Below are 20,980 nucleotides of genomic sequence, written 5' to 3'. Positions count from 1 at the left end.
TCTCCTATCAGATCGTGCTAAACAGTGGAGGATTCGCGGTCGGGGGTCGGAGCGGCGGCCTGCTGGGCCCGCCGGGCCCGCAGCCGCAGCAGCGCCGGGACGCCCAGCACGAGCACCAGCAGGCTGTAGATCGTCACGGTGAACGGGGTGCTGACCAGGGCGGTCATGTCGCCGCCGGCGATGTCCAGCGCCCGGCGCAGTTGAAGTTCGGCGAGCGGGCCCAGGATGGCGCCCACGATGAGCGGGGCGATCGGGAAGCCGAAGCGACGCATGAAGTAGCCCAGGACGCCGACCACCAGCAGCAGGTAGACGTCGAACGACGAGCCGTTGACCGCGTACGCGCCGACCAGGGCGAACAGCCCGATTCCGGCGTACAGGTAGGGCTTGGGGATGTGCAGCATCTTCACCCACAGCCCGACCAGCGGAAGGTTGAGCACGAGCAGGATCGCGTTGCCGATGAACAGGCTGGCGATCAATCCCCAGACCAGCTCCGGCTCGGTGTCCAGGAGTTGCGGGCCGGGCTGGATGCCGTACTGCTGGAAGGCCACCAGGATCACCGCGGCGGTCGCGGAGGTGGGGATGCCGAGGGTGAGCAGCGGGACCAGCGCGCCCGCGGCATTGGCGTTGTTGGCCGCCTCCGGACCGGCGACGCCCTCGATCGCGCCGTTGCCGAACTCCTCCGGCCGCTTGGACAGCCGGCGCTCAAGGGAGTACGACAGGAAGGTCGGGACCTCGGAACCGCCGGCCGGAATGGTGCCGAGCGGGAAGCCGATCGCGGTACCACGCAGCCACGGCTTCCACGACCGGCGCCAGTCCTCCCGGGTCATCCACCGCTGGCCGGCGACTGAGGCGATGCCGAAGGTGCTGGCCTGCTGGTGCGCGGCGACGTAGAGCACCTCGCCGATGGCGAACAGCCCGACGATGAGCAGCACGGTGTCGATGCCGTCGAGGAGCCGGACCAGGCCGAAGTCGAGCCGTGCCTGCCCGCTCTGGAAGTCGATTCCGACCAGGCCGATGGCCAGGCCGAGACCGAGGCTGGCGAAGCCGCGCAGCATCGACCTGCCGAGCAGCGAACCCACGCACATGAAGGCCAGCACCATCAGCGCCAGGTAATCGGGGGCGCCGAGGCGTACGGCCAGATCGACGATCCTCGGCGCGGCCACGGCCAGCAGGCCGGTGGCGATGGTGCCGGCGAGGAACGAGCCGATCGCGGCGGTGGCCAGGGCCGCGGCGCCCCGGCCAGCCCGGGCCATCTTGTTGCCGTCGATTGCGGTGATGATCGAGCCGGACTCACCGGGGGTCTTGAGCAGGATGGACGTGGTGGAGCCGCCGTACATCGCGCCGTAGTAGATGCCGGCGAACATGATGAATGCGCCGGACGGTTCGAGGCCGTAGGTCAACGGCAGCAGCAGGGCGATGGTGAGTGCCGGCCCGATGCCGGGCAGCACCCCGATCATCGTGCCGACGACCGTGCCGACCAGGGCGTAACCAACGTTGGCCAGGGTGAGGGCGACCGCGAAGCCCGCGAGCAGCTGGCTGATTCCGTCCATCAGGCGATCCCTTCCAGCGGGCCCACGGGCAGGTCGATGCCGAGGCCGTAGGTGAAGCCGAGGTAGACGACCGCCGCCACGGCGAGTGAGATCACCGGGGTGCGGACCGGGTGGCGCGCGCCGAGTGCGTACGCGATGCCCCAGAACGCGACGAACGCCGCGACGAGGTAGCCGGCCAGGTCGAGCAGCAGCCCGTGGGCGAGCACCGCGCCGACCACGAGCAGCGCCGGGCGGAGTTGGGTGCGGGACGGGTCCACGTCACCCTCGCCCTCATCGGGGGTGCCCCGGTGGCCAAGGAGCACCGCGACGATCAGGACGGCGGCGACGGCGAGCAGGGCGGCCCCGACGATGGTCGGGAAGAACGCCGGGCCGACGCCGGAGGCCGACGTCGATGCGCGCAGTCCGGCCGCGTCGACCAGCACGGTCACCGCGACCGCCAGCAGGAGGACGCCGAACGCGAGTTCACCCCACGCGATCCGGCCCTGGGCCGCCCCGGTCGGCGGTGTACCGCCGACCGGGGTCGGACCCTCGACAGGGCCGGCCGTGCCGGGCTGGTCGGTTGGAGAGGTCACTTGACCAGTCCGAGTTCGGCCAGGACGCCGCTCACTCGGGATTGCTCCTGGCCCAGCCAGGTGCCGAACTCGTCACCGGCCAGGAAGGTGTCCTCCCAGGCCCGCTCCTTCAGCGTGGCCTTCCACGCATCGGAGGCGTGCATCGCGGTGACCGCGTCCACGTACGCCTTCTTCTGCTCGTCGGTCAGCCCGGTCGGCGCCATGATCGACCGCCAGTTGTAGAACTCGACGCCCGGGTGTCCGACGTCGGTGATGGTCGGCACGCCCGGCATGCTCTCCACCGGCTTCGCGGAGGAGACCACGAGCGCCCGCAGCTTGCCGGCCTTCACCTGCTCCTGGAACTCGCCGGTGCCCGCGACGCCCGCGGCGACCTTGTTGCCCAGCAGCGCGGTTGTGGCCTCGCCACCGCCGGAGAACGGCACGTAGTTCACCGTGGACGGGTCGATCCCGGACTCCTTGGCGAGCAGGCCGATGAAGATCTGGTCCGCGCTCCCGGCCGAACCACCGGCGATCGGCACCTTCTTCGGGTCCGCCTTGATCGCGGCGAGCAGGTCGTCGAGCTTCTGGTACGGCGAGCTGGCCGGTACCACGATCGTCTCGTACTCGCCGATCAGCCGGGCCACCGGCGTGAGGTCGTCCAGGGTCACGTCCGTGCCGTTGGTGAGGACGCCGCTCATCATCGCCAGCCCCGACATGATCAGCAGGTCCTTCTTGCCCTTCTGCGGCGCCAATTGGGCGAGCGCCACGGTGCCTGAGGCACCGGGGACGTTGGTCACCTCGACCTGGCGGGCCAGCTCGGCCTCCTGCAGCGAGTCCTGTACCGCCCGGGCAGTCTGGTCCCAGCCGCTGCCGGGCGCGGCCGGGGCGATGATGTTGAGCCGGGCGAGTTGCTTGGCGCCTTGATCGCCGCCGCTCTTGGCGGACCCGCCACCGCACGCGGAAACGGTCGCGACGAGCGCGGCCAACACGGCCACGACGGTGCCAGTTCTGGTGATGCGCATGGTGCTTCTCCTTTGGGGGGACGGAGGAGTGCCGGGGGGTTCGCTAGGCGTATCGAGATTCCAGTTCGCGGTAGCTGGGCAGGCCGATGATGTCGTCACGCTCGGTAAAGGTCGCCATCCGGTCTGCCAGCGGGTCGGTGGAGCCGCTTACGCGCAGCTCCCGGGCGGTGTCCTGCATCGCCCGGATGGCCGCGCGTTGCAGGTCGGACGGAGCGATCATCAACTTGAAGCCGAGCCGCGCCAGGTCCTGCGCGTTCATCAGCGGGGTCTTTCCGCCGGAGAACATGTTGATCAGTAGGGGTACGTGCAGTTCGTCGGTTATCCGCTCGATCTGTGCCACCGAGGTGGGCGCCTCGATGAACAGCATTTCTGCGCCGGCCCCGACGTACGCGTGCGCGCGGGCGATGGCGGCGTCGAAGCCCTCCGCCGCGATCGCGTCGGTGCGGACGATGAGCAGCGGGCCGTCGTCGCCGCGGGCGTCGGCCGCGGCCCGGACCTTGCCGGTCATCTCGTCGACGGAGATGAGTTGCTTGTCCTCGTAGTGCCCGCAGCGTTTCGGGGTGACCTGATCCTCGATGTGCAGCGCTGCCACGCCCAGCCGGTCGAACTCCCGTACGGTGCGGCGCACGTTGAGCGCGTTGCCGTAACCGGTGTCGGCGTCCGCGATGACCGGCACGTCGACCGCGTCGACCACCTCACGCAGCCGGCTCAGCACCTCGGTCATGGTCAGCAGTCCCAGGTCCGGCACGCCGGTGCTTCGGGCCACCGCCCCACCGCTGAGGTACACCGCCTCGAAGCCGGCGAGGGCGGCGATCCGCGCTGACAGCCCGTCGTAGACGCCAGGCGCGACGACGATTCCCGGGCCGGCCAACCGGGCGCGCAACTGCTGGGCGGGACTGATGGACAACGGCGCTCTCCCTCGCTGGCGGGCCGGCAGACCAGGAACTTCTCCGGCTGTGAACGAGAACGTAACCCCGTGGGTACTTGTATGCAATAGTGCAGACACAGCGATTCATGGCAGGATGAGACGGTGAACAGAGGGCAGGGCATCCTGCGGCGGCAGTCCGGCGCGCAGGTGGTGTACGAGTTGATGCGCGCCAGGATCATCTCGGGGGAGTTCGAACCGGGCGTCCGGCTCACCGAGCCGGAACTGGCCAGCACGCTGGGCGTCAGCCGGACCCCGGTACGCGAGGCACTCCGGCTGCTGATCGCCGAAGGTCTGGTCGACCAGCTGCCCACCGGCGGCTCGCGGGTGACCCCGCTCGATCCGGCCGACATCCGCCGGGTCTACGACATCCGGGCCCGCCTCGAGGGTTTGCTGGCCCGGGACGCCTGCACCCGGATGACCCAGCCGGACCTCGACGCGCTGGCCCGGCTGATCGACCTGATGCACCGGCTACGCGGCGACGAGACCGAGGTGCTGCGCATCGGCCGGGAGTTCCATGCCCGGATCGCCGAGATCGCCGGGAACCGCTGGTGTGACCAGTTGCTGCACCAGATCCGGGGGCACGTCGACCGCTACCGGTCACTGTCCACTCGGGAGCCCGGCCGACCCGACCTCGCGGTCATCGAGCACCAGGCCATCTACGAGGCCCTGGCCAGTGGCGATCCCGAACGCGCCGAGCAGGCGATGCGAGTGCACGTCGAGCAGAGCGCCACCTCCGCCGCGCAGGCCGCCGGCGGCGGCGCCGTACCGGGCCCGGCGAGGAGTCGCGGATGACTCCACCCGCCCGCCACGAGATTTCCGGCAGAAGATGGTGCACAGTCTGTCGAGAACGGCCTGGCGGCTCCGTCCCAGGAGCGGATGCGGTCACCGTGGCCGCACAAGGCTAAGGAGACCCCGCATGACGATCCAGCGGATGGACAACGTCCTCATCGTTGTCGACGATCTCGACGCCGTAATTGCGTTCTTCGTCGAACTCGGCATGGAACTGGAGGGCAAGGGGCCAATCGAGGGACGCTGGGTCGAGCGTGTCATCGGGATCGACGACGTCCGACAGGACATCGCAATGCTGCGGACACCGGACGGCCACGGCCGGATCGAGCTGGCGATGTTTCATACGCCGAAGGCGATCAGCGCCGAGCCGAAGGATGCACCGGCGAACACGCTGGGCATTCGTCGCATCATGTTCGCCGTCGACGACATTGAGGACGTCGTTGCCCGCCTGCGTACCCACGGCGCCGAGCTCGTCGGCGAGTTGGCGCAGTACGAGGACACCTACCGGCTCTGCTACGTCCGCGGCCCGGAAGGCATCATCGTCGGACTGGCCCAACAGCTCAGCTGAAGTCTGCCGAAGGGACGTGCAGCCAATTGCGCCCGACCGCCGATCGGCCAAGGCCGCCACCTGAGAAACCCTGGACGGCGGAGCACCTTGGCGATGAGATCGAGCAGGCACCGCGGGCCGTGGGCCGGACGGCTCGCGGCGCTGATCCGGCTGTGCTCATGTCCGCGGTCAGGCAACGACGATCCGGGGGTCCGCCGGCGCACCATCGTTGCCGAGCGCCCTCGGCGGCAGATGAGGATGGCGGCACGGCGGTGACGGGAGCGGTTGCTGCTGGGGATCACCCGGTCAGGCACGCCGTGCGGTGGCCGCCGATCGGCGGCCCCCATGCGAGGCGATCAGGGCATCAGCCACGATCGCGGCGTCCGCCTCGGCGACGTCGGCGGGATACTCCGGCAGGAGGTCGTCCCAGACGACCAGCCAGGATCCGTAGAGCTGCGCCTGGCCCTCCGGCCGGGCGAAGAACCAGACGTGCAGGTGAGCGGCGCCGTCGCCGACGCGGTAGACGTGGGCTCGCGAGATGTGCGGCAGAGCTTGCACGTGGCGGACGATTCGCGTGGTCAGCAGTCCCAGCTCTGCGGCGAGATCGTCGGGGAGATCCGCCATGTCATAGTGATCGCGCGGGTACAGCATCAACACCAGCGGCATGCCCACTCCCGGGACACGGGCCAGCCGCCAGTGATCGTTGAACCAGATTCCCTCGTCGCGTTCCCGACAGTTCCGGCACTCCGCCGGATCCTCGCCGTGCCGGGCGGGCTCGGGCAGCACCGGCGGGCGCAGCGGCGCGACGCGCAATCCATCCTGTTCGAACGGGCTGATGTCCCATCCCGTCATGCGCGCCAGCGGAAGCCGCCGCTCGCTGTCCGCGACGGCCACCGCATGGTCATAAAACTGGTCCGGATGCAAGGCCATGGCGCGAAGGCTAATACAACCAAGATCCCATCGTCATCCGTCGCTACCACGTCGGCTGCCCCACGTCCCAGCGGGTGGCCACAGGCTCCATGGCCCGGATTCGCCCTACGAAGCTCTTGCCGGCTATGACCGGGGTCGCCAGCAACAAGGAGGCTACGATCGCGCGAGCTCATCGCCCCGCTCACCAGTCCCGGCATCGTGACGAACGGCTGCGGTCGGCGCACCAACGGCGGCAGACGAGGACGTGGGTGTCTTCCCGCGCGGCGCTGCCGTTGAGTGTGATTACCGGCGGGTTCTCTGGTGACCTCAAGGCCGGCGGGAGTCGGCCCGACGGCGTGGACCGCGGTGTCGAACGTACGGGTGGCCGGGTCCACGGTGCCGGCCACCCGTACGCCCTGCCGGCGCGGTGAACCGGGCGCACGGCTCGCCGCGACTGGCGGCGGCTGCTCGAGTGGATCGATAGCGGCATCGCGGCGCCCGGTGCCTGTAGTCGGCTATGACGTCCGCGGGTGTTTGACCAGTCGGTGCGGGCCGGGCCCGAGGGCACCCAACCTGTCGTCTGGATTGATCAATTCGCACTGCTTGAGGGACAGGCAGCCGCAGCCGATGCATTCGGTGAACAAGTCGCGCATGCGTTCCAGTTGCCGGATCCGCGCGTTGAGTTCGGCGCTCCAGCATTCGGAGGCGCGGATCCAGAACTCGCGCGTCGGTGTCTGCCCTTCGGGCAGCAGGGCGAGGACGCTGCCGATTGCCGCCAGCGGGATTCCGACATTCTGCGAGGCGCGGATGAACGCGACCTGGCGAAGGGTGGCGCGGCTGTAGCGTCGCTGGTTGCCGACGGTGCGCCGGCTGCGGATGAGGCCCTGGCGTTCGTAGAAGCGCAGCGCCGAGGGGGCCACGCCGCTGCGGTCGGCCAGGTCACCGATCGTGAGTTCGTCGGCGTCGGGGGCGAGCGATGCCACGGCTACCACAGTACTTGACTTGAACATTTGTTCAAGTTCGAGAGTGTGCCGGACGCCGTTTGCCGGGTCGGCCGGAATCGGCGCGCGACACGTCACGAACCGGGGAGCCGTCAATGAATACACGCAGAACGATCCTGGTCACTGGAGCCACCGGCAACGTCGGTCGGCACGTGGTGAACAGGCTGCTGGAGCTGGGCGCCGATGTCCGAGCACTGGTCCGCGAACCGGGCGCCGCGAGGCTGCCCGCCGGTGTTGCCGTCGTCGGCGGTGACCTGACCAGGCCGGACACGCTCGACGTCGCCCTGGCCGGGGTCGACTCGGTTTTCCTCGTGTGGCCCGGCCTGTCGACCGCGGCCGCACCAGCAACCGTGGGCAGGCTCGCAACGTACGTTCGTCGGGTCGTTTACCTGTCTGCGGTGGGCGGGCGAGATGGCGAACGCCCGGTCGGATTCTGGGGCGAAATCGAGGGTCTGATCGAGCGGACCGGGCTGGAATGGACCTTCCTTCGGCCGAGCGGATTCGCGGCCAACACGCTGGGCTGGGCCGAGCAGATCCGCACCCGAGGGGTCGTGCGGTGGCCGTACGGGCACGCCCGCCGATCGCTGATTCACGAGAAGGACCTGGCCGCGGTGGCCGCGCTGGCGCTGACCGAGGATCGGCACATCGGGGCGACGTACACCCTCACCGGGCCCGAGGCCGTCAGCCAACAGGAGCAGGTACGGCTCATCGGAACGGCGATCGACCGCGACCTGCGGTGGGAGGAGCAGCCTCGCGCCGAGGCGCGCGAGTTGCTGCTGGCCGCGTGGGGCGATCCGGCGTTCGTCGACATGGCGCTCGATGGTTGGTCGGCAATGGTCGACGTGCCGGAGCTGATAACCACCACCGTGGAGCAGGTCACTGCAACTGCGGCCCGCACGTTCCGGCAGTGGGCCCACGACCATGCAGCGGACTTCCGCTAGTCGCCCACCAGCCTCCAGCCAACCGATCAGATTTCGAGGATTCAGCATGCCGACACAGACCGCAGACCCCGTCGCGGCCCTGTTTCAACCGTTCACCGTGGGCCGGCTCACCGTGCCAAACCGAATCGTGATGGCCCCAATGACGCGGACCCACTCGCCGGATGGCGTGCCGGGCGCGGACGTCGCCGCGTACTACGCCCGCCGCGCCGAACACGAGGCAGGACTGATCATCACCGAGGGCACGGTCGTGGATCACCCCGCCTCGGCGAGCAGCCTGGCGGTCCCTCGCATCTTCGGCGCCGCCCCGTTGGCCGGCTGGGCTCGCGTTGTCGACGCGGTGCATTGCGCCGGCGGCCGGATCGTCCTGCAGCTGTGGCACGTCGGTACCGACCGCAAACCAGGTGACCTACCGAACCCTGGCGTCCCACCGGTTGGCCCCTCGGGACTTTCCAGCAGCGGCGAGCCCGTCACGGCACCGATGACACAGGCGCAGATTGATGACGTGATCGCAGCATTCGCGCAAGGGGCGGCCGAGGCCGAGCGCCTGGGCTTCGACGGCGTCGAACTCCACGGCGCGCATGGTTACCTCATCGACCAGTTCTTCTGGGAGCGAACCAACCGCCGTAGCGACCGTTACGGCGGGGACCTTGCCGGGCGAACCCGGTTCGCCGCCGAGATCGTGGCCGCGTGCCGGCGCGTGGTAGCGAAGGACTTTCCGATCTTCCTCCGCTTCTCCCAATGGAAGATGGACAACTACACGGCACAGCTGGCGAAGACACCGGCCGAGCTTGAGTCGCTCCTCGCGCCACTGGTAACCGCCGGTGTCGACGCTTTCCACTGCTCGACCCGGCGTTTCTGGCTACCCGCGTTCCCGGACTCGCCGCTGACGCTGGCCGGGTGGACCCGAAAGTTGTCCGGTCGCCCGACAATCGCCGTCGGCTCGGTGGGGCTCGATGGACCGGAATTCCTGGACGCCATCCGCACGGGGGCAGTCGTTGGCAGCGGCAGCCTGGACAGTGCCGTGCAGCTACTGGAACGCGGCGAAGCCGACCTCGTCGCGGCCGGGCGCGCCCTGCTCGCCGATCCCGCCTGGACAGCGAAGATCCGCGACGGCCGGCACGGCGAACTCGTGCCCTTCCACGTCCAAGCGCTCGGATCTCTCCAGTAACGCAATCGCCGCGCGGTCGCAGCCGGCGATCCCGTAACGCCGAACACTCCGGCCATACCCACACGCACACGGCCCTGCCCTCAGGTCGAGTAGCTGGGACGAGTTTCACCACCCCAGCTACTCGATCTGAGCACGAGCCATGATCAAACCTGCGCGCATCGGCAGAGTCGGACGTGGCGGGAGCGGCGCTGAACGCGCGTATCGGCCGGGTAGCGACGGCGCATTGCTGCGCCGCCGCCCCCTCAGAACCGGCGGGCTGTCGCGGACCGTGGCCACACCGTCGGCTCCCACAGTGCGGTAACGGACCCCGGCGGCGTGTTCCATCCCGTGCAGCGCGATGTTCAACAGCAGTGGGCTGACCACCCCGCCCTGGGGAGTTCCCTCCTCGGTCGGGGTGAGCAGGCCCTGCTCGACCACTCCGGCCGTCAGCCAAGCCCGGATCTGATCCCTGGCCGGGAACCCGCCGAGTTGGATGAGTAGGTGGTGGTGGTCGAAGCGGTCGAACGCCGCTTTCAGGTCCGCGTCTAAGGCGTGTTTCGTAAGTCAGGTGGGCAGCGTCGAGGTCACGGCGTGGCGGTGATCGACAACTGAAGAGGTCTCCGGTATCTGGTTCTGCGACCAAGCAAGAACTTCATACCGGAGACCTCGTGCCCAGCGTAGCGGTGACGAGGCGGCATGACCTGACCGACAGGCAGTGGGCTGTTCTGGCTCCGCTGTTGCCTGCCGCGCCGACGACGGGTCGTCCGCCGAAGTGGGAGAAACGACAGCTCATCGACGGGATCCGGTGGCGGATCCGGATCGGTGCCCCGTGGCGGGACGTTCCGGCTGAGTACGCGCCCTGGCCCACTGTCTACGGCCTGTTCCGTCGGTGGCAGCGGGACGGGACCTGGGACAAGATCCTGTCGGCGTTGCAGGCGGCCGGCGACGCGCAAGGCCGCATCGGCTGGACGGTGAGCGTGGACTCGATGACCAGCCGCGCCCACCAGCACGCCGCAGGCGCCCGCACCAACGCGCATCTGCAAAAGGAGCCGCCCGGCGGTGTGCACGACGAGCCGGCCGATCACGCGCTGGGCCGATCGCGTGGTGGGCTGACCACCAAGACTCATCTGGCCTGCGAGCAGGGACAGAAGATCCTCTCCCTGATCGTGACCGCCGGGCACCGTGGTGACAGCCCACAGTTCATCCCCGTCCTGCGCCGCATCCGCGTGACGCGTCTGGGCGTGGGTCGGCCCCGCACCTGTCCCGACCTGGTCCTGGCCGACAAGGCCTACACCAGCCGCGGCAACCGCAGCCATCTGCGCTCACGCGGGATCAAGGCCTGCATCCCGAGCAAGACGGACCAGGACGCCCACCGCAAGGCCGAAGGCTCCAAAGGCGGGCGCCCACCCGCGTTCGACAAGGACCTCTACCGGCTACGCCACGCCGTCGAGAACGGCATCAACCGACTCAAACGCCACCGCGGCGTCGCCACCTGTCGGGGTACGGCCTGGAGTGCAGAGCTAGGTACAGCTGATCTTGCAGAGGTGCGCACTGTTTGTCCGTCGTCAGCGGGTGACTGAGGGTGAGGCTGCTCGGGTCGTGATCGGGCAGACGTGGGGCGGCTGGCGATGGGGGCGATGGATGAGCAGCGGTGGCTGGATGTGCGCCGGTTCCGGGCGTTGCACGAGGCTGGTGCGAGTGTCTCGGAGATCGCTCGTGAGACGGGCCTGAACTGGCGGACGGTGAAGAAGTACCTGGCTGCTGGTGGCGGCGAGGTGGCGCCGCCGGTTCGGGCGCGGCCGGCTCGTGGGCAGCTGATCGATGTGTTCGCGCATGTGGTCGATGCGTGGTTGCGGGCGGAGTTGCTGCTCAAGGGCACGGTGATCCACGAACGCCTGGTCGAGCAGTACGGGTTCACCGGTAACTACCAGCGGGTGAAGTTGTATCTGCAGCAGGCCCGGCCGCGGATCGCGGCGGAGCTGGGGATCAGCCCGGATCAGCTGGCCGGGCTGCATCGCCGGTTCGAGGTCGTTCCGGGTGCGCAGGCGCAGGTGGACTGGGGCGACGAGGGCGGCATCCTCGCTCACGTCGGGATCCCGAAGGTGTACTCGTTTCACATGGTGCTGTCGTACTCGCGGGATCCGTTCTGCTGCTTCACCACCAGCCAGGACCTGGCCGCGTTCTGGGAGTGTCACCGGCGGGCGTTCGCGCACTTCGGCGGGGTCCCCGGGGTGATCGTCTACGACCGGACCAAGACCGTGGTCCGCCGGCACGTCGCCCCGGGTCAGGCGGTGCCGCTGCACCCGGAAGCGGTCGCGTTCGCCGGGCACTACGACTTCGACATCGATGTGCTGGCCGCATACCGGCCGACCGGCAAAGGGCGGGTCGAACGGCAGGTCACCATCGTCCGTGATCATGTCCTGGCCGGGCGGGCGTTCTCCTCGCTGGCCGAGCTCGACGCCACCTTCATGGCCTGGGTTCCGCAGCGGCGGGCCGTAAGGCACCGCACCCACGGCGAGATCATCGGCGTGCGGGCGGTCCGTGACCACGCCGCGCTGCGACCGATCCCCGCCCGGGCGTATGTGGTCGCCGACCGGCATCTGCGGCACGTCGGCAAGGACTGCCTGGTCGCCTACGCCGGCAACCTCTACTCCGTGCCGGCCCGACGGGTCCGCCATCGCCAACTCGTGGAGATCCGGGCGACCGCCGCCACCATCACCATCCACGCCACCGTCGGCGGCCTGGACGGCGCCACGCTGCTGGCCACCCACCAGCGGGCCGTGGGCCGCGGCGCCCGCGTGGTCGATGAGAGCCACTGGGACGGTCTGCCCGACGGACACACCCGTGCCGTCACCACCGGCGACCCCGACAGCCCGCAGTCGACCACACGCCGACCCGCCCGCCTCGACGGGGGCCAGGGACCGCTGCAAGCCCTGCTCAACCGGGCTGCCGCCGCCCAGATCGCCGTCGAGGCCCGCCCGCTGTCGGTCTATGAGCAGATCGCTGCGGCCAGCCCGTTCACCAACCGACCACACCTGAAGGACGTCTCGAAGTGAGTGAGCTGGTCACCAACCGCATCCACGCCAGCGCCACCAAACTCGGCCTGCCTCACCTGGCCAAGACGCTGCAGGAGCTCACCGGTCGGGCCGACACCGAGGCCATGGGCTACCTGGAGTTCCTCGACCTCGTCCTGCAAGAGGAACTCGCCGTCCGCGACGAACGCCGCTTCCGCGCCGGGCTGCGCCTGTCGAAGCTGCCGCACCACAAGACCCTCGACGACTACGACTTCAGCTTCCAACCCGACCTGGACCCCCGCAAGGTCCGTGACCTCGCGACCCTCGCGTTCGTGCAGGCCAAAGCCAACGTCGCGTTCCTCGGCCCGCCGGGCGTCGGCAAGACCCACATCGCGGTGTCCCTCGCGGTCGCCGCCTGCCGAGCCGGGTTCACCGTCTACTTCACCACCCTCGACGACATGGTCCGCCACCTCACCGCCGCCGACGCGATCGGCCGGCTGGCCCGCAAGCTGCAGACCTACCTACGCCCCACCGTCCTGGTCATCGACGAAGTGGGCTATCAGCCCCTCGAACGGCCCGAAGCCAACCTCGTCTTCCAGGTGATCTCGAAACGCTACGAGAAGGGCTCCACCCTGCTGACCTCGAACAAGGGCTTCGGCGAATGGGGCCAAGTCTTCGGCGACGAGGTCCTAGTGTCCTGAGTCGTTGGAGAGTTGATTAATTCTGGTGCAGTAGTTGGCGAGGTTGTCCAGGATCTCGTCGGCGGTCTTGACCCATACGAAGGGCTTGGGGTCTTCGTTCCATGCGGCGATCCAGGCGTTGACGTCAGTTTCGAGGTCCTTGACGCTGCGGTGGCTGCTGCGGCGTAGTTTGCGGCGGGTCAGTTCGGCGAACCAGCGCTCGACCAGGTTGAGCCAGCTGCCCGAGGTCGGGGTGAAATGCAGGTGGAAGCGGGGATGCGCGGCCAGCCAGGTCCTGATCGCCGGGGTCTTGTGGGTGGCGTAGTTGTCGCAGATCAGATGGAGATCCAACTCGGGCGGAGTGTTCGCGTCGATGGTCTTGAGGAACCGCAGGAACTCCTGATGCCGGTGGCGGCGCTGGTGCTGGCCGATCACCTTGCCGGTGGCCACGTCCAGCGCCGCGAACAGGCTGGTGGTGCCGTACCGGATGTAGTCGTGGGTCTGCCGCCCAGGCACACCCGGCATCATCGGCAGCGTCGGCGCGCTGCGGTCCAACGCCTGCATCTGGGATTTCTCGTCGACCGCGAGGACCATGGCCTTGTCGGGCGGGTCGAGATACAACCCGACCACGTCGCGGACCTTCTCGATGAACTGCGGGTCCTTGGACAGTTTCCACGTGTCCACCAGATGCGGCTTGAGGCCGAACGCCCGCCAGATCCGAGAGACCGCGGTCTGGTTCAACCCGACGGCCTTGGCCATCGACCGTGTCGACCAGTGCGTGTCGTTGTTGGTCGGCGCCTCTTCGAGTGTCTTCACGATCACCGCCTCGACCTGCTCATCGGTGATCTTCCGAGTCGCGCCCGGGCGCGACTCGTCCGACAGGCCCTCCAGCCGGTCACGAACAAACCTGGCCCGCCACTTGTTCACCGTCTGCGGCCACACCCCCAACGCCGCGGCGACGTCCTTGTTCGTCGTACCCTCCGCACACGCCAACACAATCCGCGCCCGCAACGCCAACGCCTGCGCCGTTTTCGCCCTACGCGACCACGACAGCAACGTCTCACGTTCCACATCGGACAACACAAGCTCGGCTTTCGGGCGACCCGTTCGCGGCATACCCACAGCCTAACCAACTTTGGTAACGGATCAACGACTCGGGACACTAGCCACCGCCATCCTCGACCGGCTCCTGCACCACTGCGACGTCGTCCCCATCAACGGCCCCAGCTACCGACTCAAGAATCGCCTCACCGCCATCGAGAACGTCGCCTGATGCCCACCCCGGCCAACCCGGACGACCCCGCGACCACCAGCGACACCAACCACGGAGACCTGCTGCAACTCCTGCTCCAGATCTGCGCGGACTTCCTCGCCCACACCACTGCGGCAACCCACAACGAGGTCGACACCCTCCTACGCGCCCGCGGCATCACCGGCGGACCCGGATGGCTGATCGACATGCTCGGCCTCACCCGCCTGCGCCTGCAAGACGCAACCCACCGTGACGAACAAGGCGCCCACCACGACACCTGACCTCTGCAAGATCAGCCGTACTCACCTCTGCACTCCAACGAGTACCCCGACACCACCCGCTACGACAAGCTGGTAGTCCGCTTCCAAGCCGTCCTGACCATCACCATCATCACGGAGTGGCTCTGACCGGCTTATGAAACACGCCTTAGTCGCCAAGGACACGATCGAGGAGAAAGTGATGGCGCTCAAGGCCCGCAAGGCCGAACTGTTCGGCAGCGTCCTCGACGGCGGTGATTTCGCCTCCGCGCAGCTGACCGCCGCCGACATCCGAGACCTGCTCGAGTAGTGCACCTCGCGGCAGCCCTCACGCCGCTCGCGGCGGGCCGACCGGGGTGAGGGCCGTAGCGAGCAGCGATGATGACCACCCCGGCCAGCGGCTGCTTCTCCACAGTGCCCGTTGACTGCTATAGGAGGCGCTCGGGGTGTCCGGACCGTCGGAGCTCGTGCGTGCCGATGTCCTGATGGCCCTGCGTGCCCGGGAACTCGGGGCCTGCGCGCCCGTCCGCTGACGGTCCGTGGATACCAGGCAGCAGGGCTCACGGCCCGCACCCGGGTCTCGCCCATTGCCGTGCGGACGACTGAGGCTCCTCGCGAGAGGTGGACGCCGGGTTACGACGACGGCGCCGACGGCTGATGCAGGGCTTCTCGCGCCCTTGCTCCCCGGCTGCCCGGTTCGTTCCGCGGCCCGTTGCGCGTCCGATCTGTCCGGTCGTGTGCTCCCGGCCGGAAGCCGCGCAGCGGGGGAGACTCTCTTCTTGTCAACCGTTGACCGCCGTTGGAACCAAGTGTTAACTGTTAACAGTTATCGGGAGGCTGCAGTGTTGGATGTCAGGCCCATCAGGGTGGAGTCCCTAGGGGAGAGGCTCGCGAACGAGCTGCGTCGCCGCATCATCGTGGGCGACCTACCCGAGGGCACGCGCCTCGTCGAGGAGGAACTGGCCGAGTCGTTCCGGGTCAGCCGGGGCCCCGTCAGGGACGCCATCAAGATCCTGCGCGCGGAGGGACTCGTCACCGGTGCCGGCCGCAGCGTGGTCACCCGCTCACTCAGCGAGGCTGACATCGATGAGCTGATGGCCCTGCGGGAGTCCTTCGAGCTGCTCGCGGTGGAACGTGCCATCGCCACCAGCCGCGATGATCTCGCCGCCGAGCTGAGGGCGGCCCTGGTCGACATGGACGCAGCGGTGGCTGATCGCGATTCGACGGCCTTCACCACGGCCGACATCCGCTTTCATAGCGCCTTCTTCAAGGCCGCTCGCCTGACCCGGCTCAGCGTCCTGTGGCACCAGTTCCGCCCCACGATCGAGGGCCTGCTACACGCCTCCGGCAAGCGCATGGACGACCTCGCACCCTCGGCGCGGGAACACCACGAGCTTGCGGCGCTCATCGCCGCCGGCAAGGTCACCGAAGTCAAGGTCGAGCTGCACCGCCACCTGCAGACGACCTGCTCGCGGCTTCAGGCCGCAGTGCCCCTCACCCCCGTCCAAAGGAAGTGACCTAGCGATGCGTTCAAGACTGGTCAAGATCGTCGCCCTGGCTGCCGCGGGCAGCCTCGCATTGACCGCGTGCGCCAACCGTGGCGGTGAAGAGACCTCCTCCGCCAACTACCCCGAGAAGGACCTGACTCTCGTGGTCCACGCCGGCGCCGGAGGCGGGTCCGACCTGACCGCCCGCACCCTCGCCAAGGAGATGGAGTCGGACCTGGGGAAGTCGATCGTGGTGGAGAACCGCACCGGTGGCGGCGGCCGCGTCGGCCTCACCTACCTCAAGGACCGGCCCGCCGACGGCTACAGCATCGGCTTCATTCCGGTGGAGGTGTCGATGCTCGGCCACCAGGGTGCCGACATCAAGCCGGATCAGTACACGATCCTCGGCCAGGTCATGAACGCACCCGCGACCCTCTCGGTACCGGCGAACAGCCCCTACAAGACGTTCGACGAGTTCATCGCCGCCGCCAAGGCCGCTCCCGGCACCATCACCGTCTCGAACTCCGGCGCCGGCGCCATCTGGGAGGCGGCCACCCTGGCACTGGGTGACGCCGCCGGCGTGACCTTCAAGCCCGTCCCGTACGACGGTGGCGCTCCGGCCGTCGCTGCTGGCGTGTCGGGTGAGGTGAACGCCGTCATGGCCGGCGTGAGCGAGTCCGGCGCGGCAGCGAAGGACGGCCGGCTGCGGATCCTCGCCGTGATGGCACCGGAGCGGGTTACCGCGCTGCCCGACGTCCCGACCGCGAAGGAACTCGGTGTCGACCTCGTCGTCGGCGGTTGGGGGCTGATGGGCGCGCCCGCGAACCTGCCGTCCGAGGTCAAGCAGCGACTCGCTGACGCCGTGAAGAAGGCGGCATCGTCGCAGACCTTCAAGGACGTCATGACGAAGGCGGGCAACACCCCGATGGCAACCTCGCCTGACGAGGCCGCCGCGTTCGCCCAGTCCGAGTTCGATCGTTTCGGCGAAATCTACAAGTAATGACCCACACCCACCCGGTCCCGCAGGGTGACCACAGTGCTGCCTCGCCATGGCGCGAGGCAGCACTGGGAGGGGTCTTCCTGGTCCTGGGCGTCGTGATCCTCGTCCTCGCCCGCTCGATCGAACTGCCCGGCCGTGCCCTCGCCGTCAGCCCTCGCATCTGGCCCGAGTCGTTGGGCATCGGGATGATCGGCATGTCGGTCCTGCAGATCGTCAGCGTGTTCATCTCTGCGCCCAAGGGTGACGATCTCGAGCCGGCTACCCGGGTCGGCGTGCTGCGGGTGGCTGGCTTCGTGCTGGCCACCCTCGCGTTCGGCGTGCTCTGGTACTACATCCACTTCCTGGCGTCCGGGATGGTGTTCGTCGCGGCGCTCACGTGGATCGCCGGCGGGCGTGGAATCAAGGACCTCATCCTCTTTCCCGCCGGCATCACGGTGGTGCTGTACGCCCTGTTCGCGATCGTTCTGAGAGTTCCGGTATGAATGCTCTCGTCGAGGGCTTCGGCGCCCTCCTCACCCTTCAGATCGGCCTGTGCGTCATCGCCGGTGCCGCCATCGGCATGCTCGTCGGAGCGTTCCCGGGCATCAGCGCGACCATGGCGGTCGCTCTCGCCAGCGCCTTCACCCTGACCATGGATCCGCTGCCGGGACTGGCGGTGCTCCTGACCATCCTCGTCGCCGCACAGTTCGGCGACCGCGTGCCCGCGATCCTCATCAACACCCCGGGCACCCCGGCCTCCATCGCGACGACTTTCGACGGTTATGCGCTCGCCCGCCAGGGCAAGGCGGGCATCGCGCTCACCGCCTCGGCGTACGCCTCGGCCATCGGCGGGCTGGTGGGGATCGCGGTCCTGATGGTGGCCGCCATCCCGCTGAGCAACCTGGCGCTGGAGTTCGGATCACCGGAGATGTTCGCCCTCGTGGTCTTCGGTCTGACCATGATGATCGAGGTCTCGGGCGGGAAGATCATCAAGGGCATGATCGCCGGCCTCTTCGGCCTCGCCCTCGGCACCATCGGGCGCGACCCCCTGGACGGCTCGGATCGCTTCACCTTCGGGATCGACCAACTCGTCGAGGGCATTCCGTTCATCGCCGTCATCATCGGTCTGTTCGGTATCACCGAGGTGTTCAGCCAGATGCTCGAACGGGCGCACACCCACGAGAAGGCGGTGCGCAGCTTCGGTCGCTGGTGGCCGAACAAGGCCGAGAACCGCGCCATGATCAAGCCCGTCGCCGTGGGGTCGGCAGTCGGCACCGTCGTCGGCATCCTGCCCGCAGCGGGCGGTGACATCGGCGGCATCGTCGCCTGGGACCAGGCGAGGAGGGTCTCCAAGGAACCGGAACTCTTCGGCAAGGGCTCGCTGGAGGGACTGACCGCAGCGGACTCGTCGTCGAACGCCGGTGTGGGCGGATCGGTCCTGACCACCCTCGCCCTCGGCGTGCCCGGGGACTCGGTGATGGCCGTCATGCTCGGCTCGATGATCATCTGGGGCATCCAGCCGGGTCCCAGCCTCTTCTCCCAGCAGCCCGACCTCGTGTACTCCATCGCCGGGATCCTGATCTTCGCGACGCTGCTGACCCTGGGCCTCAGCCTCCTGCGGATGCGGGGAGTCGCCAAGCTGCTCGAGCTGCCGAGCCGCTTCCTGTGGGTGGTCGTGGTGACCTTCTGCATCGTGGGGACGTACGCGGTCAACAACAGCATCTTCGACGTCGGCCTCATGCTGCTGTTCGGCGTGATCGGCCTGCTGTTCCGCAGGTTCGGCATCCCCGCCGGACCGGTCGTGCTCGGCCTGATCCTCGGCCCCCTGGCGGAGCGCAACTTCCGCCGCTCGATGGAACTCGGCGGCCTCGAGACGATCTACACGAGCCCGATCGCCGTCTTCCTGCTCATCGTCGCCGTCCTGGCCCTCGCGGTGCCCCGGATCCGCTCCCGGATGAAGGCTCGCCGCCGCCCTGCACAGCCGGAGCCGACGCAGACTCAGGACCCGGCCGGAGTCGGCAGGTGACCGAAAAGCACTTCGTCGTTCGGGACGTTCCCGGCCAGTGCCATGGCAGCACGGTCTGCCAGGTTGGGGATTCCTTCGTGGTCGCCTGGTTCCAGGGCGACCACGAAGGCGCCGCCAACTCTCGGATCTGGCTCAGCAGCGGAGCCGGCGGCGAGTGGACCGCGCCCGAGGTGGTCAGCGGGGACCTGGCACCGTGCTGGAACCCCGTCCTGCACCGGCAGGACTCCGGCGCCCTGCTGCTGTTCTTCAAGGTGGGGAAGAGCATCTCGTCGTGGCGCACGTTCCACACCACGTCGCTGGACGGGGGCGGGACGTGGTCGGCGCCCCAACCGCTGTCGACCGACGACCCCGGCGGACGTGGACCCGTGCGGACGCCTCCCCTTCGCCTGCGCTGCGGTCGGCTGCTCGCCGGCGCCTCCACCGAGACCTGGGGAGTGACGCCCCGCTGGGATTCCTTCGTGGACATCAGCGACGACGACGGCCGATCGTGGCGCCGTACCGAGGACATCGGCATCGACCACGACACGTTCCCCGGCGCCGGGATCATCCAGCCGGCACTGTGGCAGACCCCAGCCGGGGAGGTCCGCCTTTTTGCCCGCAGCACCGCCGGGTGGCTCGTCACCTCGTCCAGCACCGACGACGGCGAGACCTGGTCCGCCGGAGTACTGAGCAGCGTCCCCAACAACAACTCCGGTATCAGCGTCTGTGCCGTCGACGAGACGGTGTACCTGGCCCACAACCCCACCAGCGGCAACTGGGCATCACGCGCACCACTGCTGATCTCACGATCGACCGACGACGGCGCCTCCTGGCAGCCCTGGGCAACTCTCGAGGAATCGCTTGAGGGAGCGGACGGCGAGACCTACCACCCGGCCGACTCGGGCGTGATCACCACCGGCTTCAACGAGTTCTCCTACCCATGCCTCGTCCGCACGCCCGACGGGCTCGCCGTGACCTACACCTGGCAGCGACGGGGCATCGTGCTCGCCCTGCTCAACCCCTCGAACCGGAGCAAATTGTGACTGCCTTTCCCGCCGCCAACCTGATCAGCGCCCTGACGACGCTCTTCGATCAGGAGGGTGCTCTCGACATCGGAGCGACGAAGGCGGCCTACGCGCAACTGGCCGAGGCGCCACTGGACGGTGTGTTCGTCGCCGGCACGACTGGTGAATTCACCACGCTCACCGACGACGAGCGTCTGACCATCTGCGCCGCTGCCAACGACGCTTTCGGCCCCGACCGGACATACTGGCACGTCGGCGCCGCGTCCGCGCACCAGGCGGCCAGCCTCACCGCGGCCGCGGTCGACCGCGGTGCCCGCCGCCTCGCGGCGTTGACGCCGCACTACTACGCCGCGACCGAGTCGGCCCTGTTGCGCTACTACGAGGCGGTGGTCGCGCAGGCCGGCGACGTTCCTGTCTACGGGTACCTGTTCAAGGTCCGGACGACCACCTCCGTGACACCGGCGTTGCTCGCCAGGGTGGCCGACACCGGCATCGCCGGAGTCAAGATCAGCGGCGAGGGCAGCGCTGTCGTCAGCCAGTACCTTGCCGCACTCGACGGCCGGAAGCTCCCGGTCTACTCGGGGGCCGATTCCGAGTTCGCCGAGGTGGTCAACCTCGGCGCGGCCGGCGTGGTCTCCGGCGTCAGTTCGGCGCTGCCGGCACCCTTCCTAGCGGTACGCGACGCCCTGCGCAGCGGGGACGCCGCAGCGTTGGACATCGCTCGCGAACGCGCCCACCGTGCCGTCGCCGCCACCCGGCAGGGCAATCTCGCCCACCTGAAGGCGGTCCTGGAACTGCGGGGTATCCCCGCCAGCGGCCTGCGGGCTCCACTTGACCCGATCTCGCCCGAGGAGCGCCGCGCGCTCGAAGCCGACATCGCCGACCTGCTCTGACCT

Annotated in this window: 23 protein-coding genes and 1 pseudogene; 16 read left to right on the top strand and 8 right to left on the bottom strand. The window is 68.7% G+C overall.

What is annotated here, in order from left to right; translation table 11 throughout:
- Positions 1 to 17: 17 nt before the first annotated feature.
- From FHX32_RS30215 to FHX32_RS30200, 4 genes are read right to left on the bottom strand one after another with little or no spacing between them, the layout of a single operon-like run.
- Positions 18 to 1,550, bottom strand: a complete 1,533-nt coding sequence (locus tag FHX32_RS30215; RefSeq protein WP_167190740.1) for a tripartite tricarboxylate transporter permease — start codon at positions 1,548 to 1,550, stop codon at positions 18 to 20.
- Complete coding sequence (locus FHX32_RS30210) at positions 1,550 to 2,122, bottom strand: tripartite tricarboxylate transporter TctB family protein (RefSeq protein ID WP_167190735.1); 573 nt, start codon at positions 2,120 to 2,122, stop codon at positions 1,550 to 1,552. Before FHX32_RS30210 ends, FHX32_RS30215 begins: the two co-directional genes overlap by 1 nt.
- Positions 2,119 to 3,123 carry a tripartite tricarboxylate transporter substrate binding protein gene (locus FHX32_RS30205; RefSeq protein ID WP_167190732.1) on the bottom strand — a complete coding sequence of 335 codons (1,005 nt, stop codon included), beginning with the start codon at positions 3,121 to 3,123 and terminating at the stop codon, positions 2,119 to 2,121. Before FHX32_RS30205 ends, FHX32_RS30210 begins: the two co-directional genes overlap by 4 nt.
- A gap of 43 nt (positions 3,124 to 3,166) precedes the next feature.
- Positions 3,167 to 4,030 carry an isocitrate lyase/PEP mutase family protein gene (locus FHX32_RS30200; RefSeq protein ID WP_208419492.1) on the bottom strand — a complete coding sequence of 288 codons (864 nt, stop codon included), beginning with the start codon at positions 4,028 to 4,030 and terminating at the stop codon, positions 3,167 to 3,169.
- 123 nt (positions 4,031 to 4,153) lie between these two features.
- Here FHX32_RS30200 and FHX32_RS30195 point away from each other — a divergent pair, with 123 nt between their 5' ends.
- Entirely contained in the window at positions 4,154 to 4,843 is a 690-nt protein-coding gene (locus FHX32_RS30195) for a GntR family transcriptional regulator (protein WP_167190728.1), read from the top strand.
- Between the two features lie 124 nt (positions 4,844 to 4,967).
- On the top strand, positions 4,968 to 5,408 hold the full coding sequence (locus FHX32_RS30190; RefSeq protein WP_167190725.1) for a VOC family protein: 441 nt from the start codon (positions 4,968 to 4,970) through the stop codon (positions 5,406 to 5,408).
- A gap of 285 nt (positions 5,409 to 5,693) precedes the next feature.
- On the opposite strand, the gene FHX32_RS30185 is transcribed toward FHX32_RS30190, so the two are convergent.
- Positions 5,694 to 6,317: an HIT family protein gene (locus tag FHX32_RS30185; protein WP_167190722.1), complete on the bottom strand. Its 624-nt coding sequence runs from the start codon at positions 6,315 to 6,317 to the stop codon at positions 5,694 to 5,696.
- Positions 6,318 to 6,811: 494 nt separating this feature from the next.
- Positions 6,812 to 7,279, bottom strand: a complete 468-nt coding sequence (gene soxR, locus FHX32_RS30180; RefSeq protein ID WP_396835529.1) for a redox-sensitive transcriptional activator SoxR — start codon at positions 7,277 to 7,279, stop codon at positions 6,812 to 6,814.
- A gap of 113 nt (positions 7,280 to 7,392) precedes the next feature.
- Here soxR and FHX32_RS30175 point away from each other — a divergent pair, with 113 nt between their 5' ends.
- Both FHX32_RS30175 and FHX32_RS30170 read left to right on the top strand, forming a co-directional pair.
- Complete coding sequence (locus FHX32_RS30175; protein ID WP_167191079.1) at positions 7,393 to 8,238, top strand: NAD(P)H-binding protein; 846 nt, start codon at positions 7,393 to 7,395, stop codon at positions 8,236 to 8,238.
- Between the two features lie 46 nt (positions 8,239 to 8,284).
- Positions 8,285 to 9,406, top strand: a complete 1,122-nt coding sequence (locus FHX32_RS30170; RefSeq protein WP_167190717.1) for an NADH:flavin oxidoreductase — start codon at positions 8,285 to 8,287, stop codon at positions 9,404 to 9,406.
- A gap of 117 nt (positions 9,407 to 9,523) precedes the next feature.
- Here the strand turns inward: FHX32_RS30170 and FHX32_RS30165 are convergent.
- A pseudogene (locus FHX32_RS30165) lies at positions 9,524 to 9,931 on the bottom strand (reverse transcriptase domain-containing protein); the annotation flags it as partial.
- 122 nt (positions 9,932 to 10,053) lie between these two features.
- Between FHX32_RS30165 and FHX32_RS30160 the strand changes: the two are divergent.
- Genes FHX32_RS30160 through istB form a run of 3 tightly spaced genes read left to right on the top strand, consistent with a single transcriptional unit; the run spans position 10,054 to position 13,100 of the window.
- Complete coding sequence (locus FHX32_RS30160; protein ID WP_486481408.1) at positions 10,054 to 10,965, top strand: IS5 family transposase; 912 nt, start codon at positions 10,054 to 10,056, stop codon at positions 10,963 to 10,965.
- A gap of 57 nt (positions 10,966 to 11,022) precedes the next feature.
- Positions 11,023 to 12,441 carry an IS21 family transposase gene (gene istA / locus FHX32_RS30155; protein ID WP_167190714.1) on the top strand — a complete coding sequence of 473 codons (1,419 nt, stop codon included), beginning with the start codon at positions 11,023 to 11,025 and terminating at the stop codon, positions 12,439 to 12,441.
- Positions 12,438 to 13,100, top strand: a complete 663-nt coding sequence (gene istB, locus FHX32_RS30150) for an IS21-like element helper ATPase IstB (RefSeq protein ID WP_486481407.1) — start codon at positions 12,438 to 12,440, stop codon at positions 13,098 to 13,100. Before istA ends, istB begins: the two co-directional genes overlap by 4 nt.
- Here the strand turns inward: istB and FHX32_RS30145 are convergent.
- The gene (locus tag FHX32_RS30145; protein ID WP_109903726.1) at positions 13,089 to 14,195 is read right to left on the bottom strand and encodes an IS630 family transposase; all 1,107 of its coding nucleotides are present in this window, start codon (positions 14,193 to 14,195) and stop codon (positions 13,089 to 13,091) included. The two genes, istB and FHX32_RS30145, sit on opposite strands and share 12 nt — an antisense overlap.
- A 19-nt stretch (positions 14,196 to 14,214) precedes the next feature.
- Here FHX32_RS30145 and FHX32_RS30140 point away from each other — a divergent pair, with 19 nt between their 5' ends.
- The 9 genes from FHX32_RS30140 (at position 14,215) to FHX32_RS30100 (ending at position 20,977) form a co-directional block, all read left to right on the top strand.
- The gene (locus FHX32_RS30140) at positions 14,215 to 14,352 is read left to right on the top strand and encodes an ATP-binding protein (RefSeq protein WP_486481406.1); all 138 of its coding nucleotides are present in this window, start codon (positions 14,215 to 14,217) and stop codon (positions 14,350 to 14,352) included.
- Positions 14,352 to 14,612, top strand: a complete 261-nt coding sequence (locus FHX32_RS30135; RefSeq protein ID WP_109906334.1) for a hypothetical protein — start codon at positions 14,352 to 14,354, stop codon at positions 14,610 to 14,612. Before FHX32_RS30140 ends, FHX32_RS30135 begins: the two co-directional genes overlap by 1 nt.
- 133 nt (positions 14,613 to 14,745) lie before the next feature.
- Positions 14,746 to 14,898, top strand: coding sequence for a hypothetical protein (locus FHX32_RS30130; RefSeq protein WP_167190711.1), 153 nt, complete (start codon positions 14,746 to 14,748; stop codon positions 14,896 to 14,898).
- A 532-nt stretch (positions 14,899 to 15,430) separates the two neighbouring features.
- On the top strand, positions 15,431 to 16,105 hold the full coding sequence (locus FHX32_RS30125) for a GntR family transcriptional regulator (protein WP_167190709.1): 675 nt from the start codon (positions 15,431 to 15,433) through the stop codon (positions 16,103 to 16,105).
- Between the two features lie 7 nt (positions 16,106 to 16,112).
- Positions 16,113 to 17,075: a tripartite tricarboxylate transporter substrate binding protein gene (locus FHX32_RS30120; RefSeq protein WP_167190707.1), complete on the top strand. Its 963-nt coding sequence runs from the start codon at positions 16,113 to 16,115 to the stop codon at positions 17,073 to 17,075.
- A complete protein-coding gene (locus tag FHX32_RS30115; RefSeq protein ID WP_167190705.1) occupies positions 17,075 to 17,557 on the top strand; it encodes a tripartite tricarboxylate transporter TctB family protein in 483 nt (160 codons plus the stop codon). The genes FHX32_RS30120 and FHX32_RS30115 overlap by 1 nt, the downstream gene beginning before the upstream one ends.
- Positions 17,452 to 19,080 (top strand): tripartite tricarboxylate transporter permease, encoded by a 1,629-nt coding sequence (locus FHX32_RS30110; protein ID WP_208419491.1) that lies wholly within the window; start codon positions 17,452 to 17,454, stop codon positions 19,078 to 19,080. Before FHX32_RS30115 ends, FHX32_RS30110 begins: the two co-directional genes overlap by 106 nt.
- Entirely contained in the window at positions 19,077 to 20,102 is a 1,026-nt protein-coding gene (locus tag FHX32_RS30105) for an exo-alpha-sialidase (RefSeq protein ID WP_167190703.1), read from the top strand. Before FHX32_RS30110 ends, FHX32_RS30105 begins: the two co-directional genes overlap by 4 nt.
- On the top strand, positions 20,099 to 20,977 hold the full coding sequence (locus tag FHX32_RS30100) for a dihydrodipicolinate synthase family protein (protein ID WP_167190701.1): 879 nt from the start codon (positions 20,099 to 20,101) through the stop codon (positions 20,975 to 20,977). The genes FHX32_RS30105 and FHX32_RS30100 overlap by 4 nt, the downstream gene beginning before the upstream one ends.
- Positions 20,978 to 20,980: the final 3 nt, after the last annotated feature.

The organism is Micromonospora sp. CNZ280 (assembly GCF_011759515.1).
The sequence above is the reverse complement of the archived record's forward strand: the minus strand, read 5'-3'. Positions and strand labels throughout refer to the sequence as shown.